The following is a 19,879-nucleotide window of genomic DNA, read 5'->3' on the forward strand; positions in this document are numbered from 1 at the left end:
GAAGGTTGACATGACCCCAACCACCGATCAGCCGCCGACGATCACCTGCGGCGGTCGTGTCCGCCGGCAGGCAGAGGCCCATCACCGGGCGGGTCTGCTCGCCACCGCGCTGCTGGGCGCCGGGGTCGAACGCGGGGAACGGGTCGCGGTGATGGCTCGCAACGACATCGAGTTCCTCGAGGTCTGCCTCGCCATCGCCTCCGCCGGGGCCAACCCGGTACCGATCAACACCCGCTGGCGGGCCGGTGAGGTGGCGCATGTACTGGCCGACTGCGCACCGCGGATTGTCTTCGCGCACACCGAATTCGTGCCGGTCGTCGAAGACGCGCTGAGCCGGGCCGGGCTCGACGCGCCCGTCGTCGAGATCGCCATGCCGACGGAGACGCTCGTCGAAGCCGGGCTCGACCCCGCAGGGGCGACGCCGACCGGACGCCACCGGCTGTTCGAGGAGTGGATCGCCACCCAGCACACGCCGGTCGGCCATCTCGAGGGCGCGGTGGCCGATTCGATGGGCCTGATCTACACCTCGGGCACCACCGGTACGCCCAAAGGCGTACTGCGTGAACGGATGACGCCGCACCAGCTGCTCTCGATCGCGGGTGGCATCGCGCAGCGGATGGGCTTGGCGCCGGGCGGGCGGATGCTGGTGGCCGGGCCGATGTATCACACCTCGCCGAACGCGGTCGCCGTGCTCGCGCTGCGGATGGGCACCGACATCACCATCATGCCGCGCTGGGACAGCGAACGGTTCCTGCAGCTGGTCGCCCAGCACCGCATTCAACAGGCGAAGATTGTGCCGACCATGCTCTCGCGGCTGCTGTCACTGCCCGAGGAGGTCCGGCACCGCTACGACATCTCCTCGCTCAGCCATCTCATCCACTCCGCGGCGCCGTGCCCACCGGCGATCAAACGCGCCGCCATCGACTGGTTCGGCGAGGCCGTCATCGAGTACTTCGGCTCGACCGAGACCGGCACGATCACCTGGATCGGGGCGCGGGAGTGGCTGGCGCATCCGGGCAGTGTCGGCCGACCGGTCGACGGGTCGGCGGTGGCGATCCTCGACGAGGAGGGCACCGCGCTGCCCGCCGGGCGGACCGGACGCGTCTACGTGCGCGGCGCCGACTACTGGCCCGCCTTCGGCTACCTGCACCGCGAGGGCGCGGTGACCGCACACGACGACCTGATCTGGGTAGGCGACACCGGTCACCTCGATGCCGACGGTTTCCTCTTTCTGACCGGTCGTTCCAGTGAGATCGTGATCCGCGGCGGGGTCAACATCTCGCCGGCCGAGATCGAGAACGCCGTGATGGCGATACCGGCGGTCGAGGATGTCGCGGTGTTCGGCGTGCCCTCCGGCGATGATCTGGGAGAAGCGCTGGTGGCGTATGTGGTGCCGCGGCCGGGATTCTCGCTGGATGCCGACGAGGTGCGCGCCAGGCTGACTGGTGAGCTGGCGAACTACAAAGTGCCCTCGGAGATTCGCATCGTCGACACGGTGCCGCGCGACGACTCGGGAAAGATCTACAAGCGCGAGCTGCGCGACTCCCACCGCTGAGCACCGTGGAGCGGCGAAGGCGGGGCGCCGGCGTCAGGGCGGCATGGGGCTCGGCGCGCCAGGCCGGGTGCTCGGCGCGCATGAGCCAGGACCGGCGGCGGATGTCGGGGTCGCGCAGGTAGTGGTCGGAGGTGACCAGCTTCTCGGCGTCGGGGTCGCGCTGCCACAGTCCGTTCGGGTCGCGATAGTCGGGGATGCCGCTGTCGGTGGAGACATCGGCGCCACGGTATTTCCCCGAACCCGACCCGATCTGACTATTGAACGCTAAAGTCTGCTGGGAACGGACTTACAGCGGAAGGTGGCAGACGATGACGGCGGCAGCGGTCAAACAGCAGGTGCTCGAACTCGGCGGGGCGTTCATGCTCTCGCGCGAGGCCCGGCAGTTCGGCACCGATACCGGGGTGCCCGGCTTCCACGGCGCCTACACGCGCGGCCGGGGCGGGGTGCTCGGCGAAGTGGACGCCGATGTCGTCACCGCGGCCTTCGGATTCTTCGAACCCGCTTGTGTCCGTGCGGCATGGGAATCGGTGCCGCTGCCCGCCGACAAGGCGGCCGCGGCGTACCTGAACGCCTGTCAGGAGTTCGGTCGCCGCAAACTGGCTGCCTTCGAGCAGTCCGACCGGCTGGCCGAGCTGTTGGGGCGCGTGGTCGCGGCCGCCTCGCCGGTGGCCGTGCCGTTGTTCGCGGGGTGGCGGGCGATGCCGGTCGCCGAGGACGGGCGCGGGGCGGTCCTGCAGTTGACGCATGTGCTGCGAGAGCTGCGCGGTGGCTTGCACCTGCTCGCCGTCACCGCGCAGGGGCTGACCCCGTTGCAGTCGGTGCTGATCGCCGGATCGCCGGTCTCCAACGGTCCGAACCAGGCGCGACTCCTCGGCTGGAACGAACCGTTCGAGACGATCACCGACGACCAGCGGGCGCGCTGGACGGCGGCGGAGGCGGTGACCGACGCGCTCATCGCGCCCTGCTTCGAGGTCCTCGACGCTGACGAGAGTGCCGAACTGGTCACTCTGATGACCGCCGCGCACCGAGTCGCGTTGGTGCGCTAGGTCGTTCAGGACCCGAGGACGTCGCGTCCCCGGCCCACGATGAGCGGGTCGGCGGCGCCGACGATCTCGTCATCCTTGTTCTCGTAGTCGAAGCGCTCGAGTACGTGGCGCATCGCGTTGAGCCGGGCGCGCTTCTTGTCGTTGCTCTTGACCACGATCCACGGCGCGTGATCGGTGTCGGTGTGCTCGAAGTTCTCTTCCTTGGCGGCGGTGTACTGCTCCCACTTGTCCAGTGAGGCCAGGTCCATCGGCGAGAGCTTCCACTGTCGGACCGGGTCGACCTGCCGGATGGCAAAGCGGGTGCGCTGCTCCAGCAGCGACACCGAGAACCAGAACTTCACCAGGTCGATGCCGTCGTCGACGAGCATGCGCTCGAACAGCGGCACCTGGGCCAGGAAGCGGCGATGCTGTTCGGGCGTGCAGAAACCCATCACCCGTTCGACACCGGCGCGGTTGTACCAGGACCGGTCGAACAGTACGAGCTCACCGGCGGCGGGCAGATGCTCGACATAGCGCTGGAAGTACCACTGGGTCGACTCGCGCGCCGAGGGCTTCTCCAACGCGGCCACCCGCGCGCCACGCGGATTCAGGTGCTCCATGAAGCGTTTGATGGTGCCGCCCTTGCCCGCGGCGTCGCGTCCTTCGAAGACGATGACGATGCGGCGACCGGTCGCCTTCACCCAGTTCTGCAGTTTCAGCAGCTCGATCTGCAGCAATCGTTTGTCGGCCTCGTACTGCAGACGCGAGAGGCGCTCGTCGTAGGGGTAGCCCTCGCGCCAGGTGTCGACGATCAGGCCACCGGGTTCGGTGAGCAGGATCGGATCGTCGTCGTCGGTGTCGTCGACGGAGAACGCGGTGGTGTCGGCGAGATCCACCGCGGTCGCGAGATCGGCGATCTCGCTGATCGCGCGCGGGATCGTGCGTGTCTCGAGCTCGGTCATCCAGGGGACGGTAAACGACATGCGTGACGCGGGGGTGAACACGCGGTGTGGACGGTTTCCGCTGTCGACCTGGATCGAACTGAACGACTGTCCAAGTTGGGCAAGTGTTCATATAACCGGCACTGTTTCGGCAACCGCGAGGTCCTACGTTCGGAGCGCACGTTCGCCCGTTCGAGCCGGAGATCACCGCGCATGCGCTTGCCCCTGTCCCGACTGACCGCCTCCTGCGTCGGCAGTCTCACCGCACTCACCCTGGTCGCGGGCCTGCTGCTCGCGCCGGGGGCGCACGCCGAGCCTGTCGAGACGCTGGCCTCGACCCCGGTCGTCGACGCGCCGCAGTTGTGCGTCAGTGGTGCGCCGACTTTCGACGACGTGGTCACCGCCGCCGCCTCCGTCGTGCGCGGGATTGTCGGGCCCGCCGACCTCACGGCCTACGACCAGCGGGTCGCCGACGTGCGCGCGGCGTTGGCCGCGGCACGGGTGCACCGCGACGGGCTGCCCAGACACCCGGAACTGGTCGGCGCCCGGCCCGCCGAGCTCGACGATCCGATCGTCACCTACATCGTGAACGGCCTCGATGCGGTGCGCACCGGCCGCATCGACGAGACGATGTCGGTCTCGCAGTTGACGGTCAACGACGCGATCGAGGTGTTCGTCCTCGCGACCGGCATCGTCAAGATTCCGGCGAAGCTCGCCGCGGGCATGGTGCCCACGGTCGGGTTCTTTCTCAAACCGGTCGTCAGTGCGATGTTCACCGGAACCGCAGCGCTGGCCCGCGCGGTGCAGAACTCGATCGAGGCGGGTTGCCTCGCCCCGAACGTGTATCCGCCGCTGGTGCTCGACGAGCCCACGGTGGTGCCGGTGCCGGTGCCCCAGCCGATCCGCGATCTCGCCGCCCTGGTGATGACCGCGGACGGCACCTGCACGCCCGTCGCCGAACTGACCATGGCGACCGTGGTCGAGCGCACCCGCGCCTTCCTCGACAGCGGCGCGGTGGATATGGACCGGGTCGCGATGAACGAGGCCGCCGACACGCTGCAGGAGTTCCTCGCGGCCAACCGGGTGGCCAAGGTGATGCTGATGCGGCGCGCTGACGATCTCGGGCCGCTGGTCGAGGCACTGGACATGGGTCCGGTGACGTTCCTGGCCAACCTCGGCGCCGATCTGGCCGAGGGGACCGCGCTCGACACCGTGCCGCTCGCACAGGTTCGGGTCGAGAACGCCTACGATCTGGCGACGTTGAGCCTCGACATCGCCAGTCTGCTGTTCTCGGCGGGCACCTCGATCGCCGGGTTCGCCGGAGTCGCCGAGACGATCACCACGCCGCTGTCGATCGTGCAGAAGCTGGTGTTCGCACCGACCGACTACGGCGCGCCGATCGTGCGGGGTGTCATGCAGTCGATGTGCGCGATCTAGGTCCGCGCGGCGCGTGCGAGTGCCATTGTGTTTCGATCAGGTCAGTTGTCCAGAACCTCTAGTCAGAAGGTGAGCATGCACGAGCAGAACCCGGCCGGTATCGGCCGTCGGGAAGTCCTCGCGGGCACGGCCGGAGTCCTCGCCGGCCTGACCCTGGTGGGTCTCACGCCCGCAGCGGCGGTCCCCGCCGAGGTGACCAAGTTCGCGCCGCGGGCCGGACAGAACGTGCGCGTGCTGATCACCGGCGACGCCGGCACCGGCACCCGCACTCAGTGGGCGGTCGCCGACGCGGCCAGGGAATTCCATGCGCGCGAACCGTTCTCGCTGGCGGTAGGTCTGGGCGACAACATCTATGAATCGGGTCCGACCGGACCCGACGACATCCAGTTCGCCACGAAGTTCGAAGATCCCAACGCGGGGCTGGACTTCCCGTGGGCCATGGTGCTCGGCAACCACGACACCAGCGCGATCTTTCCTGGCGACGGCGGCTGGCTGGCCCGCGGCAACCACGAGGTCGAGTATCACGCCAGGTCGGCCCGCTGGTGGATGCCGAGCCGCTACTACTCGGTGCGAGTGCCCGAACAGAACCCCGTCGTGGAGTTCTTCATCCTCGACATCAACCCTCTCGCCGCCTACATCCCGCCGTTGCTCGACCCCTACTGGGCGGTCGACGGCCCCTACATGAACGAACAACGTGCCTGGCTCGACCGCGCGCTGGCCGAATCACCGGCGAAGTGGAAGATCGCCTGTACCCACCACCCCTACCTCAGCAACGGCCCGCACGGCGACGCGGGCAACTACGAGGGTTTGCCGATCGAACCACTCAACGGCGTGCACGCCAAGCGCTTCTTCGAAGACCATGTGCTGGGCAAGGTCTCGTTCCTGCTGTCGGGCCACGACCACACGCTGCAGGTGCTCGAACCGACCCCGGAAACCAAAGGCACCCGCCAGCTCGTCTCCGGTGCGGCGGCCAAGACCACAGGCGGCCACGGCGCCCTGACCGGATCCTCAGCGGGCCCGGCCCACCCCGCCCTGTTCGACACCCAGGACGAACTGGGCTTCATGGTCATGGACCTCAGCCCGGACGCGGTCAACCTGCGCGTGGTGACCGTCGACCTGGCCTCGGGCACCAGCACCGAGGTGTTCGACCGCCGCCTGGGCTGACGGTCGAACACCGCGCGGATCAGTCCTGTTCGGGTCTGGCCCGTCGCAGGACCTCGTCCTCGGTGAGCGCGCTGGCTGGATGGTGGCTCAGGCACATCGGTGCGCTGAGCTTGCCGAAGCCCGCTCCTTCGGTGGCGCCGTAGAACCGGCCGGCGGGCAGGCGGGCGACATCGTCGATGCGGCCGCCCTTGGCCCTGGCCAGTTCGGCGGCGGCCTGGATCTGGACCGGCGAGTTGAGCAGTCCGAAGAACTGGGTGGCCGCGTTCCCGGTGACCAAGTTGTGCAACGCTTTCGGGGCCTGGGTCGCGTAGACCATGCCGAGACCGTATTTGCGGGCCTGGGTCGCCAGCTTCAGGGTGCTCTCGGTGGACGCGGTGCTGCCTCGCGACGGGACGAAGGTCTGGGCCTCGTCGAGCACGAGGAGACCACCCAGCGGGCGATCGCCGGCGGGATGGCGCTTGATCCAGGCGAACAGCGCCAATTGCAGTTGATTGACGAAGGTCTGGCGCTGCTCGTCGGTCGGCAATCCGATGCAGCTGATCACCGAGACTCGGGCGTGTTTGCCCGGTGCGGGGGTGAGCAGCATGCCCGGGTCCAGTCGCACGCCCGCGCCACCGAAGACGGGGTCGTTGATCATCGCCGCCTTGAGTTCCTCGGCCATGCCCTCGGCGAGGCGGTGGGCGTCTCTGATGGTGCTGATGTTCTCGGGCAGATCGCCGAGCAGCGTGACGAATTCGCCGAGATCGCTGCCGCCGCGGCGGGCGAAGTGGGTCAGCGCCTCGGTGAGCACGGCCTTGCCGGTGCCGACCCGGCGCGCGGTGAGTCCGGCGCGGGGGACCAGGCCCGCGACGGAGGCATCGATCGAGGTGCGGAACTCGTCCGGATCATCGAGCACGCCACCGAAATCCGGTAGGGGATTGAGGGCGAGTGGTCGGCCTGCCTCGCGGCGCGGTGTCCAGACGACCACGTCGGTTCCGGCGAAGTACTGATCGGCGCGGGCGATGTCGCCCGGGCTCCAGCCGGGCGGTGGCGACGGCCACGGGTCACCCAGGCGCGCCAGGTCGTTGTTGCTGTCGATGAGGATCGAGGACACGCCGTGGAGGGCGGCCTCCTCGACCAGCCTGCGCAGCAGCACGGTCTTGCCGGAGCCGCTGCCCGCGAAGACGGCGGTGTGTTTGCGCAGCAGGACCAGCGGGACGGTGAAGGGTGTGCCGTGCTCGACATGGTGGCCGAGCAGGACCGACGGTGGCGCGTCGGCGTCACCAGGCAGCGGATGCGGGGGAGCGGGGAGCAGCCGGCGCGTGGTCGGCTCGGCGAGCGGTGGATCCGCGAGCTGTGTCGTGCCCGATGCCGTTGCTGCGGTCGGTGCGTCGGCCGGTGGCGACGGTGCTCGATCCGGCTCGACCAGCTCCGGGCGCCGCGTGGCCGCGGGGCCGAGACTCAACACCGTGGCCAGCAGCTGTGATCGGCTCGCCGGGCGTCGGATCGCGAGCCAGCTCAGGAATCCGGGCCTGGCCGCGGCGGACATCGCCCCGAGGGCGGAGAACGTCCGGATGTCGTCCTCGGAGACAGGCACCGCCACCCCGTGCGCCGCTTCGAACTCGGCCAGCGTGGCGGCGGTGACGGGCCCGCTGGAGAACGGGGTGTTCCGCAGAATGATCAGATGCCGTTTCGGTGCCTTTTCGTGCAGACCGGCTTCCAGACTCGCCGAGCGCAACCGGGTGAGCACCGCGCGATGATGTGGATGGCTGATCGCGCGAAAACCCCAGTGCTCCTCCGCCTCACTGGCTTCGTCGAGCGTGTGGCGCAACCGTGCGTGCAGGGCGGGGCGAACGATGGTCGCCGGATCGACGGTGAGGGCGAACCCCTCGTCGCGCCGTTCGAGAGTGTAGACCGTGAGCGCGGCATTGAGCAGCGCGAACATGCGTTCGTCCTCGTAGGTCGGATCGAACGGGGACACGACGTCGGCCTCCGCGCGCAGGCGCGCGAATTCCTCGTCGAGTGTGGCCAGTTCGCCGACAGCCGACGGGGCGACCTGCGCGCGATCCACGGTCGAGGCGCGGAAATGCGTCATTTCGGAGACCTCGTCGGTGGCCAGGCAGTCGCGGACGTGTTCCTCGACCCGCTGCAGCAGCCGCCGCGGCGTGAAGTTCGCGGTGTCGGTGTCCTCGAAGGCGATCGGGAGCACCGGCCACGTCGGATACGGCGGCACGAAACCGATCTCGCCGTACAGGCCGCCGAGATGACCTTCGACGATGGCGGTCGCCACATCGACACTGGGCAGCTTGGTCGACAGTTCGAGCACCGTGAATCGATCGGCCGCCGAATTCACCGCGCGGGTCTCGAGCAGCTCCCACGATTTCGGAATGCAGGCCGCCACGATGATCGTCCGGGTCGTCTCCTCCCGCATCGCCATGAGCCCGTCGGCCAGCCGGTTGGCCAGTGAATCCTCGTCGATCTGATCCGACTGGGCGATGACGCTGTCGATCTGGTCGATGGCCAGCACGACGGGCCCGGTGAGGGCGAACAGCCGTGAGAGGTGCTGGAAGGTCAACTGCGGCACACAGTTGCGCTCGCGAAACCCCCATTCCGCGCGCTCGGCGTCCTCGATGCCGTCGGCGAGGACGAGGAAGCTGTGCCCGATCTCGCGCAGCTGCCCTTTCGCCTGGTAGAGGACCAGCGCCCGCAGCGTGTCCTGGCACTGCTGCATCGCCTGGACATCGAGATCCTCCACCCGCGAGAGGAATTCGTCGAGATCGGCCCGGGTGACCCGCAGCGTGCCGCGCAGCCGCATACGCAGTTCCTGGTCGCAGCCGCTGCGCTCGGCCAGTACCCCGAGCATCCGGCCCAGCTGCCCGCCGTCGGCGCCGAGCAGCTGGCTGACGACACCGTGCACCGCGCCCGCCCAGAACGACTTGCCGTCGATCAGTTTGGGCATGAAGAACGCGCCGCCGCTGTCCTGGACGTGCTGACGCAGCCAACCGAGCATGTGGGTCTTGCCGACGCCACGCTCACCGCTGAGCACCAACCCGGTCGGGGTGCTGCGCGGTCGCGCCACGGCCGCGGCGACGGCGCGGGTGATCTCCCCGACGGCGCGCGGGTGCAGTCCGTCGACGTGATGGCTCAGCGGGCTCCAGATCTCGTCGGGGCCGAGCGCGCTGCTGAACTGGATCGAGGCGAGGGCATGATGGTGCTCCTCGTTCACCGTGCCCCCTCGATCGTGAGCAGATGTCGCGGGGTCCCGCCCAGCACGACCGCCGCGTCCAGATCCGCGTCGGTGAGAGTCTTCTGATCTGCTTCCGACCGCACATGAACACCGTCGCGCCGGGCGAGCAGTTCCAGTGCCCGGTCGAAGTCGCCGCGCGGCAGACCGTCGAGGCGCTCGCGCAGCACCGCGAGGCGCACCGGTGCGCCGCTGCCACGGGTGACGTGGGTGTAGGCCGCTTCCACCTGGCCCGCCACATCGGGCCGGAACAGCTCGGCCAGCGCGTGACCGGAGTCGCCGAGGTAGCGGCCGAGCCCGGCGAGCACCGCGTAGAGCGCACCGCCCGCGGGGCCGGAGCGGTCCGGGCGTTGGGCGCCGAGTTCGGCGACACACCGGACGGCGCCACGGTCGGTGAGTTCGTGGACATAGGCACGGTTGACCAGCGTGCTGGTGACCAGGCCCAGGTCGTTGAGGTTGCGACGGTACCTGCCGTCGAGTTTGAGTCCGGCGATGGCGTGCAGCTCGGCATTGGTGAGTTCACGCGCTTCGGCCATCAAGACGAGCAGCACACAGCGCTCGGTCAGCGTCAATCGGTCATCGGACATGGCTGTCCCCGTTTCTTCTCTGAGGTGGTGGTCATGGGTGGTGCACGGTGAAACCATCTGCCGCCGTGACGATTCCGGTCGGGCGCGCGATGCGCGCGATCGGGCCGTGGACGCCGACCGAGTGCCACAGGGGTAGCTGGTCCGCGCGTTTGACCACCGCGCGCAGCCGCTCACCCGAACTGGGCGGGAAAGCCACGGATTCCTCGGTGCGAGGCAGGCGTAGCGACCAGCGGAAACGCAGGTCGAAGGCGGACACGCCGCCGAGGTCTGCCAGCGCGTTCACCGAGGAGGAGGCGTCGAGTCGGCGGAGGTCGGCGACCGCGCCGGCGGGTGTCTCTCGGGGACAGGCGCGCTTCGGTGCGCAGCGAGGTGTAGTAGCCGATGTCGGCGCCGAATGTGCCCTGGTGGTTACGTGTGTCGAGCAACGAATCCCCCTACGAGCAGCGCGCAGACCCCGCGTGACGAGAACACTGTAGCCAAATCTCGAGCAGCAGTAGGTGTTTCGACGCCATGCCTACTGCTTCTGGGCACAACGACTGGATGTGGCGGTCGATGGCATCGCGGTCACCGCTGAGGGCGACCTCGACCACCACCCTCGAACTCGCCTGAGGTGTGTTGCCCGTGATCGTCAGGACACTCGGCGATCAGCTGCCCACGAAGGCAAGGGCTCGCGGGCCGACAGCCACGACTCCGGGACTCCGCGGATCGTGTCGCGCTCACCGATGCCGGTGTGCGCTGCCACTATTCCGCCGACGATCGCGGCGGTGGTGTCGACATCGCCGCCTGCCTCGACACAGGCGGTGATCGCCGCGGGATAGTCGGTGAGGTAGGTGGCTGCGGCCCACAGTGCGAACGGAACCGTGTCCTGCGCGCTGACCGATGCGCCGTTGCCCAGCGAGTAGGCGGCCTCGGCGACGGAGCGTCCGAGTTGTCGTCGGGCACGTCGGACTCCTTCCGAGGTCCGGCCGTCCACCAGGTACGGGCCGACTGCGTCGAGCAATTCCTCTGGTGCGCAGCTTCTTCCGCGCGTAGCGGCCGCGTGACTCGCCGCAACGGCGACCGCCATGGCGCCGACGATGGCTTCCGGGTGGCGGTGGGTGACCTCGGCGGACGACGCGGCTTCGGTGGCCGCTCGGTCGGGGTCGCCCGCGAAGTGGGCGCCGAGTGGGGCCACTCGCATCGCGGCACCGTTGCCCCAGGAGCCACGGCCACCGAAGGCCGCGCCCGCGGCCCCGGACCACGGGCGGCCATCGCGGATCTCGTGCAGCACCACCACGGTGCCACCGCCGTAGCCGCGATAGGGCTCGCAGCGGTCGGCGAACAGGGCGGCGAGGGTGTCACGGTCGATGTGACCGAGGAGTTGGATCTGTTCGTGGACCGAGCAGGCCATTTCGGTGTCGTCGGTCCACGGCCACGGGGCGGCAGGTGGGCTGCCGTCACGGAGCTCGGGGAACGAGCGACCGGGAACGAAGAACTGTGCTCCTAGCGCGTCTCCGACGGAAAGACCGTCGAGGCTGTCGCGAGCGATATCGGGAACCGGCGTCATACGGTGTCGAATTGTGTCAGTTCCCGGCTGACCGGCGCAATGCGTGTCGACGTGGGCGCCTCGGTAGGGCGCGGCTGTCGGGGCAGCTCGACGGGCGAACGCGCCGGAATCCGTTCCAGGACTCCACCGGCGAACACGTCGTACAGCGGCAGGGTTTCGAGGTGGACGTAGCCGATGTGGCAGTCGCACACCGCGAGCGGGCAGGTGCGGGGTGCGAGGGTGGCGCGGTAGGAGCCGTCGTAGAGGTTGCCCAAAGGGGTGGGGACGAAATGGCAGCGGCGGACGGTTCCTTCACCGTCGACCGAGATCACCGAAGAGCCGGTGCGGCACCGTGCTCCGGCTGAGCGGTGGGGGTGGCGGCTGAACGGGAACAGTTCGTCGATGGCGGTCCAGTCGGCGGCTTGATCGTCGGTGTAGGTGTGGCCGTCGGCGGCATTGACCCAGAGATAGACGTGGTCGGGCAGGTCGGCACGCAGGCGGCGGGCATGGTCGAGGTGCTCGGGCAGCCCGACGATACCGACGCTGAACCGGATGCCCTGGGCGGCAAGACGTTCGGCCTTGTCCAGGAATCGTCGATACGGTGTCTGACCGGGGTGGTAGGTACACCAGAGGGCCAGGATGCCGGGATCGGCCTCGGCGGTCCATTCGATCCGGCCGCCGAGGTTGGTCTGGATCGCGACGCGATCGATGTGGGGCTGCCGCGACAGCTCGACCAAGGCCTTGCGATACCACGACCGCACCAGAGCTTCGCCCCAGGGCGTGAACAGCACCGCGAGCCGGTCATCGGTCTGCGCGCACGCCCAGTCGGTGAAGCGTTGCAGCGCGGCGCGATCGGCGCGCAGCTGTGCGGTGCTGTCACGGCGTTTGGCGAAGGGGCAGTACGGGCAGTCGTAGTCGCACGAGGACAGCGGCCCGCGGTAGAGGATCGTCAGGTCCATCAGCGCAGCTCGTAGGCGGCCATGGCGGCACGCACGTCGGGGGAGAAGAAGCCGGGGCCGATGGCGTCGGAGTAGGCCAGGCCCGCCGGGGACAGGCGCAGCAGTTCGGCGCCGGTCTCGGCGAGCCAGCCGCGACCGGCGAGTGCGTGCAACTGTTCACCGAAGTGATCCCAGGGATCGGCGCCGAAGCGTCGGCGGTAGTCCGCGACGGGCAGGCCCTCGGTTTGCAGCAGTGATTGCAGCAGGTGCCTGCGTGCGGCTTCGTCGCCATCGATCACCCGGCCGTGCACGGCCGAACCGAAATCCGTGGTGGCGACGTAGCTGTCGATGATGCCGCGGACTTCGCGCAGCTCGACGGCATAGTCGAAGGAGTAGTGCAGTCGGGAGGTGTAGGAGCGGGCGCCGCAGCCGAGCCCGATCATGCCGTCGGTCTGGCAGGCGTAGTCGTCCGGGCCCTGGGGCGGGGCGTCGCCGCGGCGGAACATGCGCATGGACACCTGCTGGTAGCCCTGCGCCAGCAGGTGATCGCGGCCCTGAGCGTAGCGGGCGAGCCGCTCCCGATCCCAGTCCTGTTCGGCGACATCGAGATCGGCGTGCCTGGCCAGCCCCGTGAGCGGGCGCACATAGAGCGGGTACAGGTAGATCTCCTCAGGCCGCCACGCCAGCGCCGCGTCGAGGGAGTGCCGCCAGCTCGCGGCGGTCTGGCCGTCGATGCCGTAGATCAGGTCGATGTTGAGCACCGGAATCCCCGCGTCGCGGATTCGGCCCAGTGCGGCTTCGACATCGGCGCGGCGCTGCGGTCGCACCGCCGCGCGGGCCTCCTCGTCGACGAAGCTCTGCACGCCCAAGCTGAGCCGGGTCGCACCGCGCTCGGCGAGCACAGCCAGCCGGTCGGCGGTGCAGGTCGACGGGGACGCTTCCACCGAGAGCGGGATCGCGCGCAGATCCGCGCCCATGATCTGTTCGGCGATATCGCACAGCCTGGTCAGCTCACCCGCGTCGAGAAAGGTCGGCGTGCCGCCGCCGAAGGCAGCATTGGCGAACCGGGGCGATTCGGCCTCGCCCAATGCCGCGCGGACGGCGGTGGCCTGGCGGGCGAGGGCGTCGAGATAGCGGCCGGTCAGGTCGGCCGGTGCCCCGACTCTGGTGAACAGATTGCAGAAGCCGCAGCGCACCTCACAGAACGGGATGTGCAGATACAGCGAGAGTGCGGAACGGGATTCGCCCGCCCAGACGCGGGCGAGCGCGGGGCGATCCGGCAGCGGACGGTAGGCGGTCTTGTGCGGGTAGGCGTAGACGTAGTTCTGATACGGGCGAGGTAGGGCGGTGTCGATCATGGTGACGGCTCCAGGAAGAAGTGGCTGTAGGGGACCGTCCAGACGCTCTCGTGGCCGAGCCGGTGACCGGTGTATCCGTCGTCGCCGTAGGCGGTGCCGTGGTCGGAGCACACGATCGCGAAGCAGCGGCGACGCGACCGCATCACCTCGAACAGACGTCCGACCTGGGTGTCGATGTATTCCAGTGCGGCGGCGTGAGTTTCGCGGCTGTCCCCGGCCGCACGGGTGGCGCCCGGCAGGTGGAACCAGTTCGGTTGGTGCAGCGCGGAGGCGTTGAGGAACAGGAAGATCCGCTGCTCGTCGGGCAGGGCGGCGACCGCCTGCTCGGCGCACGCCACCTGAGCCTCGAACGAAGTCGGCGAGGCCACGGAGAACTCCGGCTCCCAGTGACTCTCCGCGAACAGGCCGGGCAGCACGCTGCCGAGCGCACCCTGCTTGTTGAAGAATCCGACGCCGCCGATACAGACGGTGTGATAGCCACGGCCGGCCAGGGCAGTCACGAGATCGGGTTCGTCGAAGACGAAGGTGCCCTCGGCGGTGGTCTCACTGCCGGCGAAACGCGCGGCGAACAGTCGTGGATGCGGGCCGGGCGCGGCCGGAGTGGGCAGGAAACCGGCGAAGATGGCTTGGTGGGAGGCGTAGGTGAAACTGCCGGGCGCGTGCCTGCGCTGCCAGCGGCCCTCGGGCAGGTGGGCCGACAGGGTCGGTAGGCGGCCTGCCGCGGCGAGTTCGACGGCGACGTCGTAGCGCAAGGTGTCGAGGGTGAGCAGCAGGAGGTCGTCGCGGCCGATGACCTCGGTCATGTCGGGTCGCGTCAGCGTGGGTTCGGTCATCGAAGGGGTCCGATCGTGGCCGGTCGCGGTGTCGCGGCCGCGAAGCGGGACGCGGCGGACAGCTGCGCCGCGTAGGTGTCGAGCCCCTCGGCGGAGCTGCCGGGGAGCCCGGTCAGTCCCGGCAACAGGTCGCCGAAGGCGTTGACCTCGCCGACCGTGAACCGGCGCCAGCCGAGACCGGGCAGCAGGTCGACCCCGACACAGAGGGTATCCGAGAAGCACGCGGCGGCGTGTTCACAGATCGTCATCGCCTCCGCCCACCGCGCACCCACCGCGGCCCGGACCGCGTCGAGGTCGCCGCGCGCGCCGCCCAGGTGCAGATTGGTCATCGGCGAGCGACTGGTGCGGACGACGACATGGGTGGCACGGCCCGCGATGACGACCACGCGCAGGTCGGCGGACCGCCCACCGAGCGTGGCCTTGGGAATCCAGCGCTCGAGGTGCAGGCCGTCGGGTGCGAGCCGGTCCACGATCGCGGCGATCGTCGACTCGTCCTGGTAGCGGCGCACGCGCAGCGAATTGTGCAACGCGCCGTCACGATCCACCTCGACCGAGGTGCTGGCCTGCCAGCGTCCCGAGGTCGTCGACTCGACAGCGAGAACGCCCGAGGCCGAGGACCCGTGGGCGAGTTTGACGAACACCCGCGACATTCCGGCCGCGCGCATCCGCTCCCGCACATCGGTCCAGCCTCGCAGCGGGCCGGCCGCCGGTGCAGGCGGGACCGGGACACCCGCGGCAGCGAGTCGTGCGTGGCAGCGCCGCTTGTCGAACAGCACGGCCAGATCTGCCGGGTCGTCGAGGCGTCGACCACCGCGCAGGGACCGCACGGCCCCGACGAAGTTCGCGTACCAGCGGGCGGAACCCTCCACGCGCGTCGGCTCGGGCACACCGCGCAAGAGTGCATCGACTGCCGGATTCTCGCCGGGAGAGTCCAGCCGGACGAACTCGTCGTCGGCGAAGCCGTGACCGCCCTCGGTCAACACCGCGTGCCAGGCGACGACCCGGGGCGCGGCGTGTCCGGCGGCGAGCACCGCGTCGGTGAACAGCCGGACCCGCCGGTTCTCGGCGTTGCCGACCACCGCCCATCGCATGTCAGTTCACTCGCCGACCGCGACGAATCGCCAGACCGAGCCGTCGTCGTCCTCGTCCTCGTCGGCGTCGTCGACCGCCAGATTCAGTTCGACACCGGCTGCGGTGAGGGTGTCGGTCAAGCGGGCACCGAGCTCGGAACTCACGTAGTTGTGGTGCAGGTCCAGCGATGTCAGGTGGGTCAGAGGCTGGCCGCCGAGCAGGGCCGCGACGCCGTCGTCGGTGAGCACCCCCATCGACAGGTCGAGTTCGTCGAGCCGCGCGACGACCGGCGCCGAGGCCACCGCCGCGCAGATGACGTCCTGGATCTCGCTGTTGCGCAGGGCCAGTCGCTTCAGACTCGGCAGCCGGTCACCGGACAGAATCGGGGCGAGGTCGTCGACATCGCTGTCGCCACCGTATTCGGAGGTGCCGAGCCACAGTTCGAGATCGACCAGGGCGGGTAGCTCGCTGGCCGCGACACCGCGCACCACCGTGACTGGCAGACCGCCGGCCTCCACCGTCAGCTTGCGCAGGCTCTCGTGCCGGACCGTGGTGAACTCGAGGCGCTCCCCGCCGCGCACGCCCAGCTCCTCGAGCGCGGGAAACGCCTCGAGCAGGCGGGTCACCTCGCCCTGATTGATCCAGGAGATCTCGCATTCCTCGCCGATGATGTCGCCCACGAACACCGCACGCAGTGCCGGAAGCTGTTCGCGGGCGGCAACGATGGCCTCGATCGCGCCGTCGGGGCGGTTCTCGTAGGCATCGGTCCAGGAACCGACGATGATGGCCCGCACCGCACCGGGGTCGACGGTGTCGAGGAACCGGGCGAACGCGTCCTCCCAGGATTCCGGCGCTTCGTAGGAATCGACGGCGATCCGCCACGCCACCGAGTCCGCGGCGGGCAGCGATCGCACGGCCGCCGCCTGGTTCTCGGCGTCCTTCTCCGGGTCGGGGAAGGTGTAGGCGGGCAGGCCGCCCCACTCGCGCAGATGATCTCCGATGGTCATGTGTTCCCGCCCCTTCTGGCGTCGTGCCGTGTTCGCGACAGCTGCTTTCTACCAAGGCCCGCCGACAATTCCGGCGCCGGGCCGACTTGTCGGGACCTGCCGCTACCGTCCTGGCCAACGGCAGCGAAACGCGGGCCGTGGCGGGAGGAGAATCATGTATCGACAAGGCGATGTGCTCATCGTCGCGCTGGCCGAGCACGCGGTGCCCGAGCACGCGCGTGCCGCGATGGGGGAGAAGCGCGATGGCCGGGGGCGGTTGGTGCTGGCGCTCGGCGAGGTGACCGGGCACGCGCACGCGATCGCCGGCCCCGGCCGATTGATCAGGGAGGCCGGGGCTTTCGGCCCGATGCTGCTGCACCTGCCCGAGGGCGGGCGGGTCGTGCACGAGGAACACGCGGCCATCGGATTACCGAAAGGCTGGTACCGGGTGGTCCGCCAGCGTGAGTACGTCCCCGGTTCGGTCCGGGTGGTGGCCGACTGATGACGCGCAACCTTTCGGCGACAACGGAAACGAGCATCGAGACGACGCCGCGAGACTGGCGTGCGGTGGCGGCCGCGACGGGTAGTGGTGACCGGACGGCGGCAGAGGCCGGCGTGCGGCTGGCCTACACCCGCGCCGGGCTGGCCGAACCGGAGCGGATCGTGTGGGCCGCCTCGCCGTTGGCGGCTGTCGAGCTGCTGACCTCGGGCAGCATCGCGCCAGGAGCTCCTGTCCGGGAGGCCGTGCGCAACGGTCCATGGGCCGCCGAACGCGCGCGCCTGCACACCGCGCTCGGCACGAACGGCTACAGCGCGCACTGGCGGGCCACCGGCGCGGACCTGTGGGACCTGACGAATTCGGTGGTGGAACGCATCCGGGCCGGTGTCATCGACGCCGCGGCCGGTGATCGCAAGCGGGAACGGCAGATCCGGGTACTGCTGCTCGACGCCGTCCTCGGCCAGCACGAGGCCGCCTGGCTCAGCGCCTACGACACCGCGCCCGGTCATCCCCTCGACGGTGTCGCCGCGGTGGCCGCGCAGGCAGGCTGGTGGTGGCCCTATGCGAAGGTGGCGGTGATCACCGAGCGGCCGCTCGAGCTTCACCGCGACGAAGCCGGACGACTGGACCGCGGCGACGGACCTGCCCTGGCGTACGCCGACGGCTTCGTTCTGCACGCCTGGCGTGGAATGCCGGTCACTGCCGAGTTCCTCGACAGCTTGCGCTCGCTGACCCCGCAGCGGATCCGGGAGGAGGAGAACGCGGAACTGCGCCGGGTGATGCTCGAGTACTACGGCTACGACCGCTATCTCACCGAATCCGACGCCCGCCCCCTGCACCGCGATGAAACAGGCATCTTGTGGCGAATAGCGCTCGACGGCGACGAGGACGTGGTCATGGTCGAAGTGGTCAACTCCACCCCCGAACCCGACGGCGCCTACCGCACCTACTGGCTCCGCGTCCCACCCACCACCCGCACCGCCCGCGAGGGCGTCGCCTGGACCTTCGGCTTGGGTGCCGACATCTACGAACCGCTCCAGCAGACCTGAGCCGCGGCCCCTATCGTCATCTCGTGAACGCGCACGTCAATGGCCCCGCTCCGGCCGACCTCAGCTACGGGCCTGCCGGTGCCACGACACCGGGCGAGGCGGAGTGGGGCGTGTCGGCGCCAGGATTCCGGCGGTTCGAGCAGACCGTGGTGATCGGTCGTGGTGACGACACCTGGGTAATGGTTCGCGGGGCGGTTCTGGAGTGGGAGATCAAGCGCCGCAGTGGGTTCCGAGTGCTGCCGCAAGGTGGTGCGGGGGAACAGGTCGCTGTGGGTTCGGAGTATCGCATCGTGGCCGGGTGGGGGCCGGTCACTGTCCACGAACCCGTGCGGGTGGTGGCCGTGGTCGACACCTCCGACCGCTGCGGGTTCGCCTACGGCACTCTGCCGGGCCATCCGGTATCGGGTGAGGAGGCGTTCGTGGTGCACCGCTGCGCTGATGGGACGGTGTCGTTGACTCTGCGCTCGCTCACCAGGGCCGCGCCAGATGGCCTCTGGCGGCAAGTATTTCCCGCGTTGCTCCTGGCGCAATGGTTCTTTCGGCGGCGTTACCTGCGCGCGCTGGTTCGATAGCGCGCGGGTGGATCAGCGCTGTGCACGATGGGACGTGGTGGTGAGGAATTCGGTGACCGCGGCGACGGTGGGTTGGTCCAGCACGGACAGGACGTAGACGGACGATCTGCCCGCGTCGGTGTCACCGCCCGAATCGCTCCACGACGATCCGTGCGACCAGGGCACGGTGATCGGCTCCAGGCAGGTCGACGGTCTCGACGGCCGTCGCGTGCGCGTCGGCGAGCAGGAAATGGTCGATGCCGACCAGCGGCGGGAAGCGTTTGTCGGTGGGATAGGTACGCAGGTGACCCGCACCCGCCTGGGCGGCGGCATCGGCGAAACGGTCAGAGGCCATGGCGCGGAACCGGGCGTGATCGTGCGTGGCGTTGAAATCGCCACCGACGATGACCGGGCGATCGGTGGGAGCGCGGCGCAGGATGGCGTGCAGGCGGGCCAGTTCGGCGGCCCAGACCCCACTGTCATAGATCGGTGGGACCGGATGGAAGGCGTAGACCGCGACCGGCCCGGCTTCGGGGATCTGCGCGGTCGCCGAGATCTGATGGAGAACGAAACCGTCGTACTCCACGGTGTCCGAAAGCGGATACCGGCTCCAGATCCCGGTGCCGCTCGCGGTCTGCCCGGGGGCGAGGTACCGGTGGGGCAGGAGCCGGTCGAGACCGGCGCGAGACAGGTCGTCGACGGCAGTTCGCGTGAGTTCGTTGACCGTGAGCAGCGCGATGTCGCGCGTGCGCACCTGCTCGACCAGCGCGGTCGGATCGGCGCCGTCGAACAGCAGATTGGCCTGCATGGCCACGATCGCGTGCCCGTCCCTGCCACCGTCGGCGACATACAACGGCACCTGAGTCGCCGCCCCGACCGCGGTGACCAGCACCGCGACCCCGGCCCCTAGCCACTGCCGCGCCGCCGCGAACCCGACCACACCGAGCACAGCGACGGCCATCAGATACGGTGCGCCCGAGGCCGCCAGCACCAGCGGCTCCGCGGGCCAGTGCAGGAAGTGCAGGGCGATCCCGACGACTCCGGCCAGCGTGGCTGCACCGGCCGAGCCGACGATCCCGATCCGAACCACCCGCGCGCTCATCGAGCAAGCCAAACACACGACCCGTTTCGCGGACG

18 protein-coding genes and 1 pseudogene are annotated in these 19,879 nt (G+C 69.4%); 7 read left to right on the plus strand and 12 right to left on the minus strand.

The genetic code is table 11. The annotated features are described in order from the left end of the window. Positions 1 to 10: 10 nt before the first annotated feature. The gene (locus BOX37_RS16085; RefSeq protein ID WP_071928366.1) at positions 11 to 1,555 is read left to right on the plus strand and encodes an AMP-binding protein; all 1,545 of its coding nucleotides are present in this window, start codon (positions 11 to 13) and stop codon (positions 1,553 to 1,555) included. A gap of 91 nt (positions 1,556 to 1,646) precedes the next feature. Here BOX37_RS16085 and BOX37_RS35825 read toward each other — a convergent pair. After that, positions 1,647 to 1,805, minus strand: a pseudogene (locus BOX37_RS35825) (Sir2 family NAD-dependent protein deacetylase); the annotation flags it as partial. 58 nt (positions 1,806 to 1,863) lie between these two features. On the opposite strand from BOX37_RS35825, the gene BOX37_RS16095 reads away from it, so the two are divergent. After that, complete coding sequence (locus tag BOX37_RS16095) at positions 1,864 to 2,601, plus strand: SCO6745 family protein (RefSeq protein WP_071928367.1); 738 nt, start codon at positions 1,864 to 1,866, stop codon at positions 2,599 to 2,601. 5 nt (positions 2,602 to 2,606) lie between these two features. Here the strand turns inward: BOX37_RS16095 and ppk2 are convergent, their stop codons facing one another. Continuing rightward, positions 2,607 to 3,542, minus strand: a complete 936-nt coding sequence (gene ppk2, locus BOX37_RS16100; RefSeq protein ID WP_206045839.1) for a polyphosphate kinase 2 — start codon at positions 3,540 to 3,542, stop codon at positions 2,607 to 2,609. A gap of 192 nt (positions 3,543 to 3,734) precedes the next feature. On the opposite strand from ppk2, the gene BOX37_RS16105 reads away from it, so the two are divergent. After that, positions 3,735 to 4,958, plus strand: a complete 1,224-nt coding sequence (locus BOX37_RS16105; protein WP_240505364.1) for a hypothetical protein — start codon at positions 3,735 to 3,737, stop codon at positions 4,956 to 4,958. A gap of 75 nt (positions 4,959 to 5,033) precedes the next feature. Beyond that, positions 5,034 to 6,122 carry a metallophosphoesterase gene (locus BOX37_RS16110; protein WP_071931560.1) on the plus strand — a complete coding sequence of 363 codons (1,089 nt, stop codon included), beginning with the start codon at positions 5,034 to 5,036 and terminating at the stop codon, positions 6,120 to 6,122. A gap of 19 nt (positions 6,123 to 6,141) precedes the next feature. On the opposite strand, the gene BOX37_RS16115 is transcribed toward BOX37_RS16110, so the two are convergent. The 9 genes from BOX37_RS16115 to BOX37_RS16155 form a co-directional block, all read right to left on the minus strand. After that, the gene (locus tag BOX37_RS16115; protein WP_071928368.1) at positions 6,142 to 9,327 is read right to left on the minus strand and encodes an ATP-binding protein; all 3,186 of its coding nucleotides are present in this window, start codon (positions 9,325 to 9,327) and stop codon (positions 6,142 to 6,144) included. After that, on the minus strand, positions 9,324 to 9,932 hold the full coding sequence (locus BOX37_RS16120; RefSeq protein WP_071928369.1) for an NAD(P)/FAD-dependent oxidoreductase: 609 nt from the start codon (positions 9,930 to 9,932) through the stop codon (positions 9,324 to 9,326). Before BOX37_RS16120 ends, BOX37_RS16115 begins: the two co-directional genes overlap by 4 nt. A gap of 31 nt (positions 9,933 to 9,963) precedes the next feature. Then, positions 9,964 to 10,215 carry a hypothetical protein gene (locus BOX37_RS16125; protein ID WP_071928370.1) on the minus strand — a complete coding sequence of 84 codons (252 nt, stop codon included), beginning with the start codon at positions 10,213 to 10,215 and terminating at the stop codon, positions 9,964 to 9,966. Between the two features lie 345 nt (positions 10,216 to 10,560). Beyond that, on the minus strand, positions 10,561 to 11,478 hold the full coding sequence (locus BOX37_RS16130) for an ADP-ribosylglycohydrolase family protein (protein WP_071928371.1): 918 nt from the start codon (positions 11,476 to 11,478) through the stop codon (positions 10,561 to 10,563). After that, positions 11,475 to 12,416 carry an STM4011 family radical SAM protein gene (locus BOX37_RS16135; protein ID WP_071928372.1) on the minus strand — a complete coding sequence of 314 codons (942 nt, stop codon included), beginning with the start codon at positions 12,414 to 12,416 and terminating at the stop codon, positions 11,475 to 11,477. The genes BOX37_RS16130 and BOX37_RS16135 overlap by 4 nt, the downstream gene beginning before the upstream one ends. Continuing rightward, on the minus strand, positions 12,416 to 13,753 hold the full coding sequence (locus tag BOX37_RS16140; protein ID WP_071928373.1) for an STM4012 family radical SAM protein: 1,338 nt from the start codon (positions 13,751 to 13,753) through the stop codon (positions 12,416 to 12,418). Before BOX37_RS16140 ends, BOX37_RS16135 begins: the two co-directional genes overlap by 1 nt. Then, positions 13,750 to 14,586: an STM4013/SEN3800 family hydrolase gene (locus BOX37_RS16145; protein ID WP_240505365.1), complete on the minus strand. Its 837-nt coding sequence runs from the start codon at positions 14,584 to 14,586 to the stop codon at positions 13,750 to 13,752. The genes BOX37_RS16140 and BOX37_RS16145 overlap by 4 nt, the downstream gene beginning before the upstream one ends. Next, positions 14,583 to 15,677, minus strand: a complete 1,095-nt coding sequence (locus tag BOX37_RS16150) for an STM4014 family protein (protein ID WP_071928374.1) — start codon at positions 15,675 to 15,677, stop codon at positions 14,583 to 14,585. Before BOX37_RS16150 ends, BOX37_RS16145 begins: the two co-directional genes overlap by 4 nt. Positions 15,678 to 15,683: 6 nt before the next feature. Further along, on the minus strand, positions 15,684 to 16,664 hold the full coding sequence (locus BOX37_RS16155; RefSeq protein WP_071928375.1) for an STM4015 family protein: 981 nt from the start codon (positions 16,662 to 16,664) through the stop codon (positions 15,684 to 15,686). 154 nt (positions 16,665 to 16,818) lie between these two features. Here BOX37_RS16155 and BOX37_RS16160 point away from each other — a divergent pair, with 154 nt between their 5' ends. The 3 genes from BOX37_RS16160 to BOX37_RS16170 are packed head-to-tail and all read left to right on the plus strand — an operon-like array spanning position 16,819 to position 18,763. Further along, positions 16,819 to 17,145: a hypothetical protein gene (locus BOX37_RS16160; protein ID WP_071928376.1), complete on the plus strand. Its 327-nt coding sequence runs from the start codon at positions 16,819 to 16,821 to the stop codon at positions 17,143 to 17,145. Continuing rightward, positions 17,145 to 18,191 (plus strand): DUF6745 domain-containing protein, encoded by a 1,047-nt coding sequence (locus BOX37_RS16165; protein ID WP_071928377.1) that lies wholly within the window; start codon positions 17,145 to 17,147, stop codon positions 18,189 to 18,191. The genes BOX37_RS16160 and BOX37_RS16165 overlap by 1 nt, the downstream gene beginning before the upstream one ends. A 23-nt stretch (positions 18,192 to 18,214) precedes the next feature. Next, positions 18,215 to 18,763, plus strand: a complete 549-nt coding sequence (locus tag BOX37_RS16170; protein ID WP_071928378.1) for a DUF1990 family protein — start codon at positions 18,215 to 18,217, stop codon at positions 18,761 to 18,763. Between the two features lie 121 nt (positions 18,764 to 18,884). On the opposite strand, the gene BOX37_RS16175 is transcribed toward BOX37_RS16170, so the two are convergent. Then, positions 18,885 to 19,844, minus strand: a complete 960-nt coding sequence (locus BOX37_RS16175; RefSeq protein ID WP_071928379.1) for an endonuclease/exonuclease/phosphatase family protein — start codon at positions 19,842 to 19,844, stop codon at positions 18,885 to 18,887. Between the last annotated feature and the right edge of the window lie 35 nt (positions 19,845 to 19,879).

Source organism: Nocardia mangyaensis, from assembly GCF_001886715.1.
In the GTDB taxonomy this organism is placed as follows: domain Bacteria; phylum Actinomycetota; class Actinomycetes; order Mycobacteriales; family Mycobacteriaceae; genus Nocardia; species Nocardia mangyaensis.

Coding starts and splice junctions, on each gene's coding strand:
- BOX37_RS16140 (WP_071928373.1), bottom strand. CDS start 13,753: ATGATCGACACCGCCCTACCTCGCCCGTATCAGAACTACGTCTACGCC.
- BOX37_RS16110 (WP_071931560.1), top strand. CDS start 5,034: ATGCACGAGCAGAACCCGGCCGGTATCGGCCGTCGGGAAGTCCTCGCG.
- BOX37_RS16165 (WP_071928377.1), top strand. CDS start 17,145: ATGACGCGCAACCTTTCGGCGACAACGGAAACGAGCATCGAGACGACG.
- BOX37_RS16145 (WP_240505365.1), bottom strand. CDS start 14,586: ATGACCGAACCCACGCTGACGCGACCCGACATGACCGAGGTCATCGGC.
- BOX37_RS16120 (WP_071928369.1), bottom strand. CDS start 9,932: ATGTCCGATGACCGATTGACGCTGACCGAGCGCTGTGTGCTGCTCGTC.
- BOX37_RS16150 (WP_071928374.1), bottom strand. CDS start 15,677: ATGCGATGGGCGGTGGTCGGCAACGCCGAGAACCGGCGGGTCCGGCTG.
- BOX37_RS16175 (WP_071928379.1), bottom strand. CDS start 19,844: ATGAGCGCGCGGGTGGTTCGGATCGGGATCGTCGGCTCGGCCGGTGCA.
- BOX37_RS16130 (WP_071928371.1), bottom strand. CDS start 11,478: ATGACGCCGGTTCCCGATATCGCTCGCGACAGCCTCGACGGTCTTTCC.
- BOX37_RS16095 (WP_071928367.1), top strand. CDS start 1,864: ATGACGGCGGCAGCGGTCAAACAGCAGGTGCTCGAACTCGGCGGGGCG.
- BOX37_RS16105 (WP_240505364.1), top strand. CDS start 3,735: ATGCGCTTGCCCCTGTCCCGACTGACCGCCTCCTGCGTCGGCAGTCTC.
- ppk2 (WP_206045839.1), bottom strand. CDS start 3,542: ATGACCGAGCTCGAGACACGCACGATCCCGCGCGCGATCAGCGAGATC.
- BOX37_RS16085 (WP_071928366.1), top strand. CDS start 11: ATGACCCCAACCACCGATCAGCCGCCGACGATCACCTGCGGCGGTCGT.
- BOX37_RS16160 (WP_071928376.1), top strand. CDS start 16,819: ATGTATCGACAAGGCGATGTGCTCATCGTCGCGCTGGCCGAGCACGCG.
- BOX37_RS16135 (WP_071928372.1), bottom strand. CDS start 12,416: ATGGACCTGACGATCCTCTACCGCGGGCCGCTGTCCTCGTGCGACTAC.
- BOX37_RS16155 (WP_071928375.1), bottom strand. CDS start 16,664: ATGACCATCGGAGATCATCTGCGCGAGTGGGGCGGCCTGCCCGCCTAC.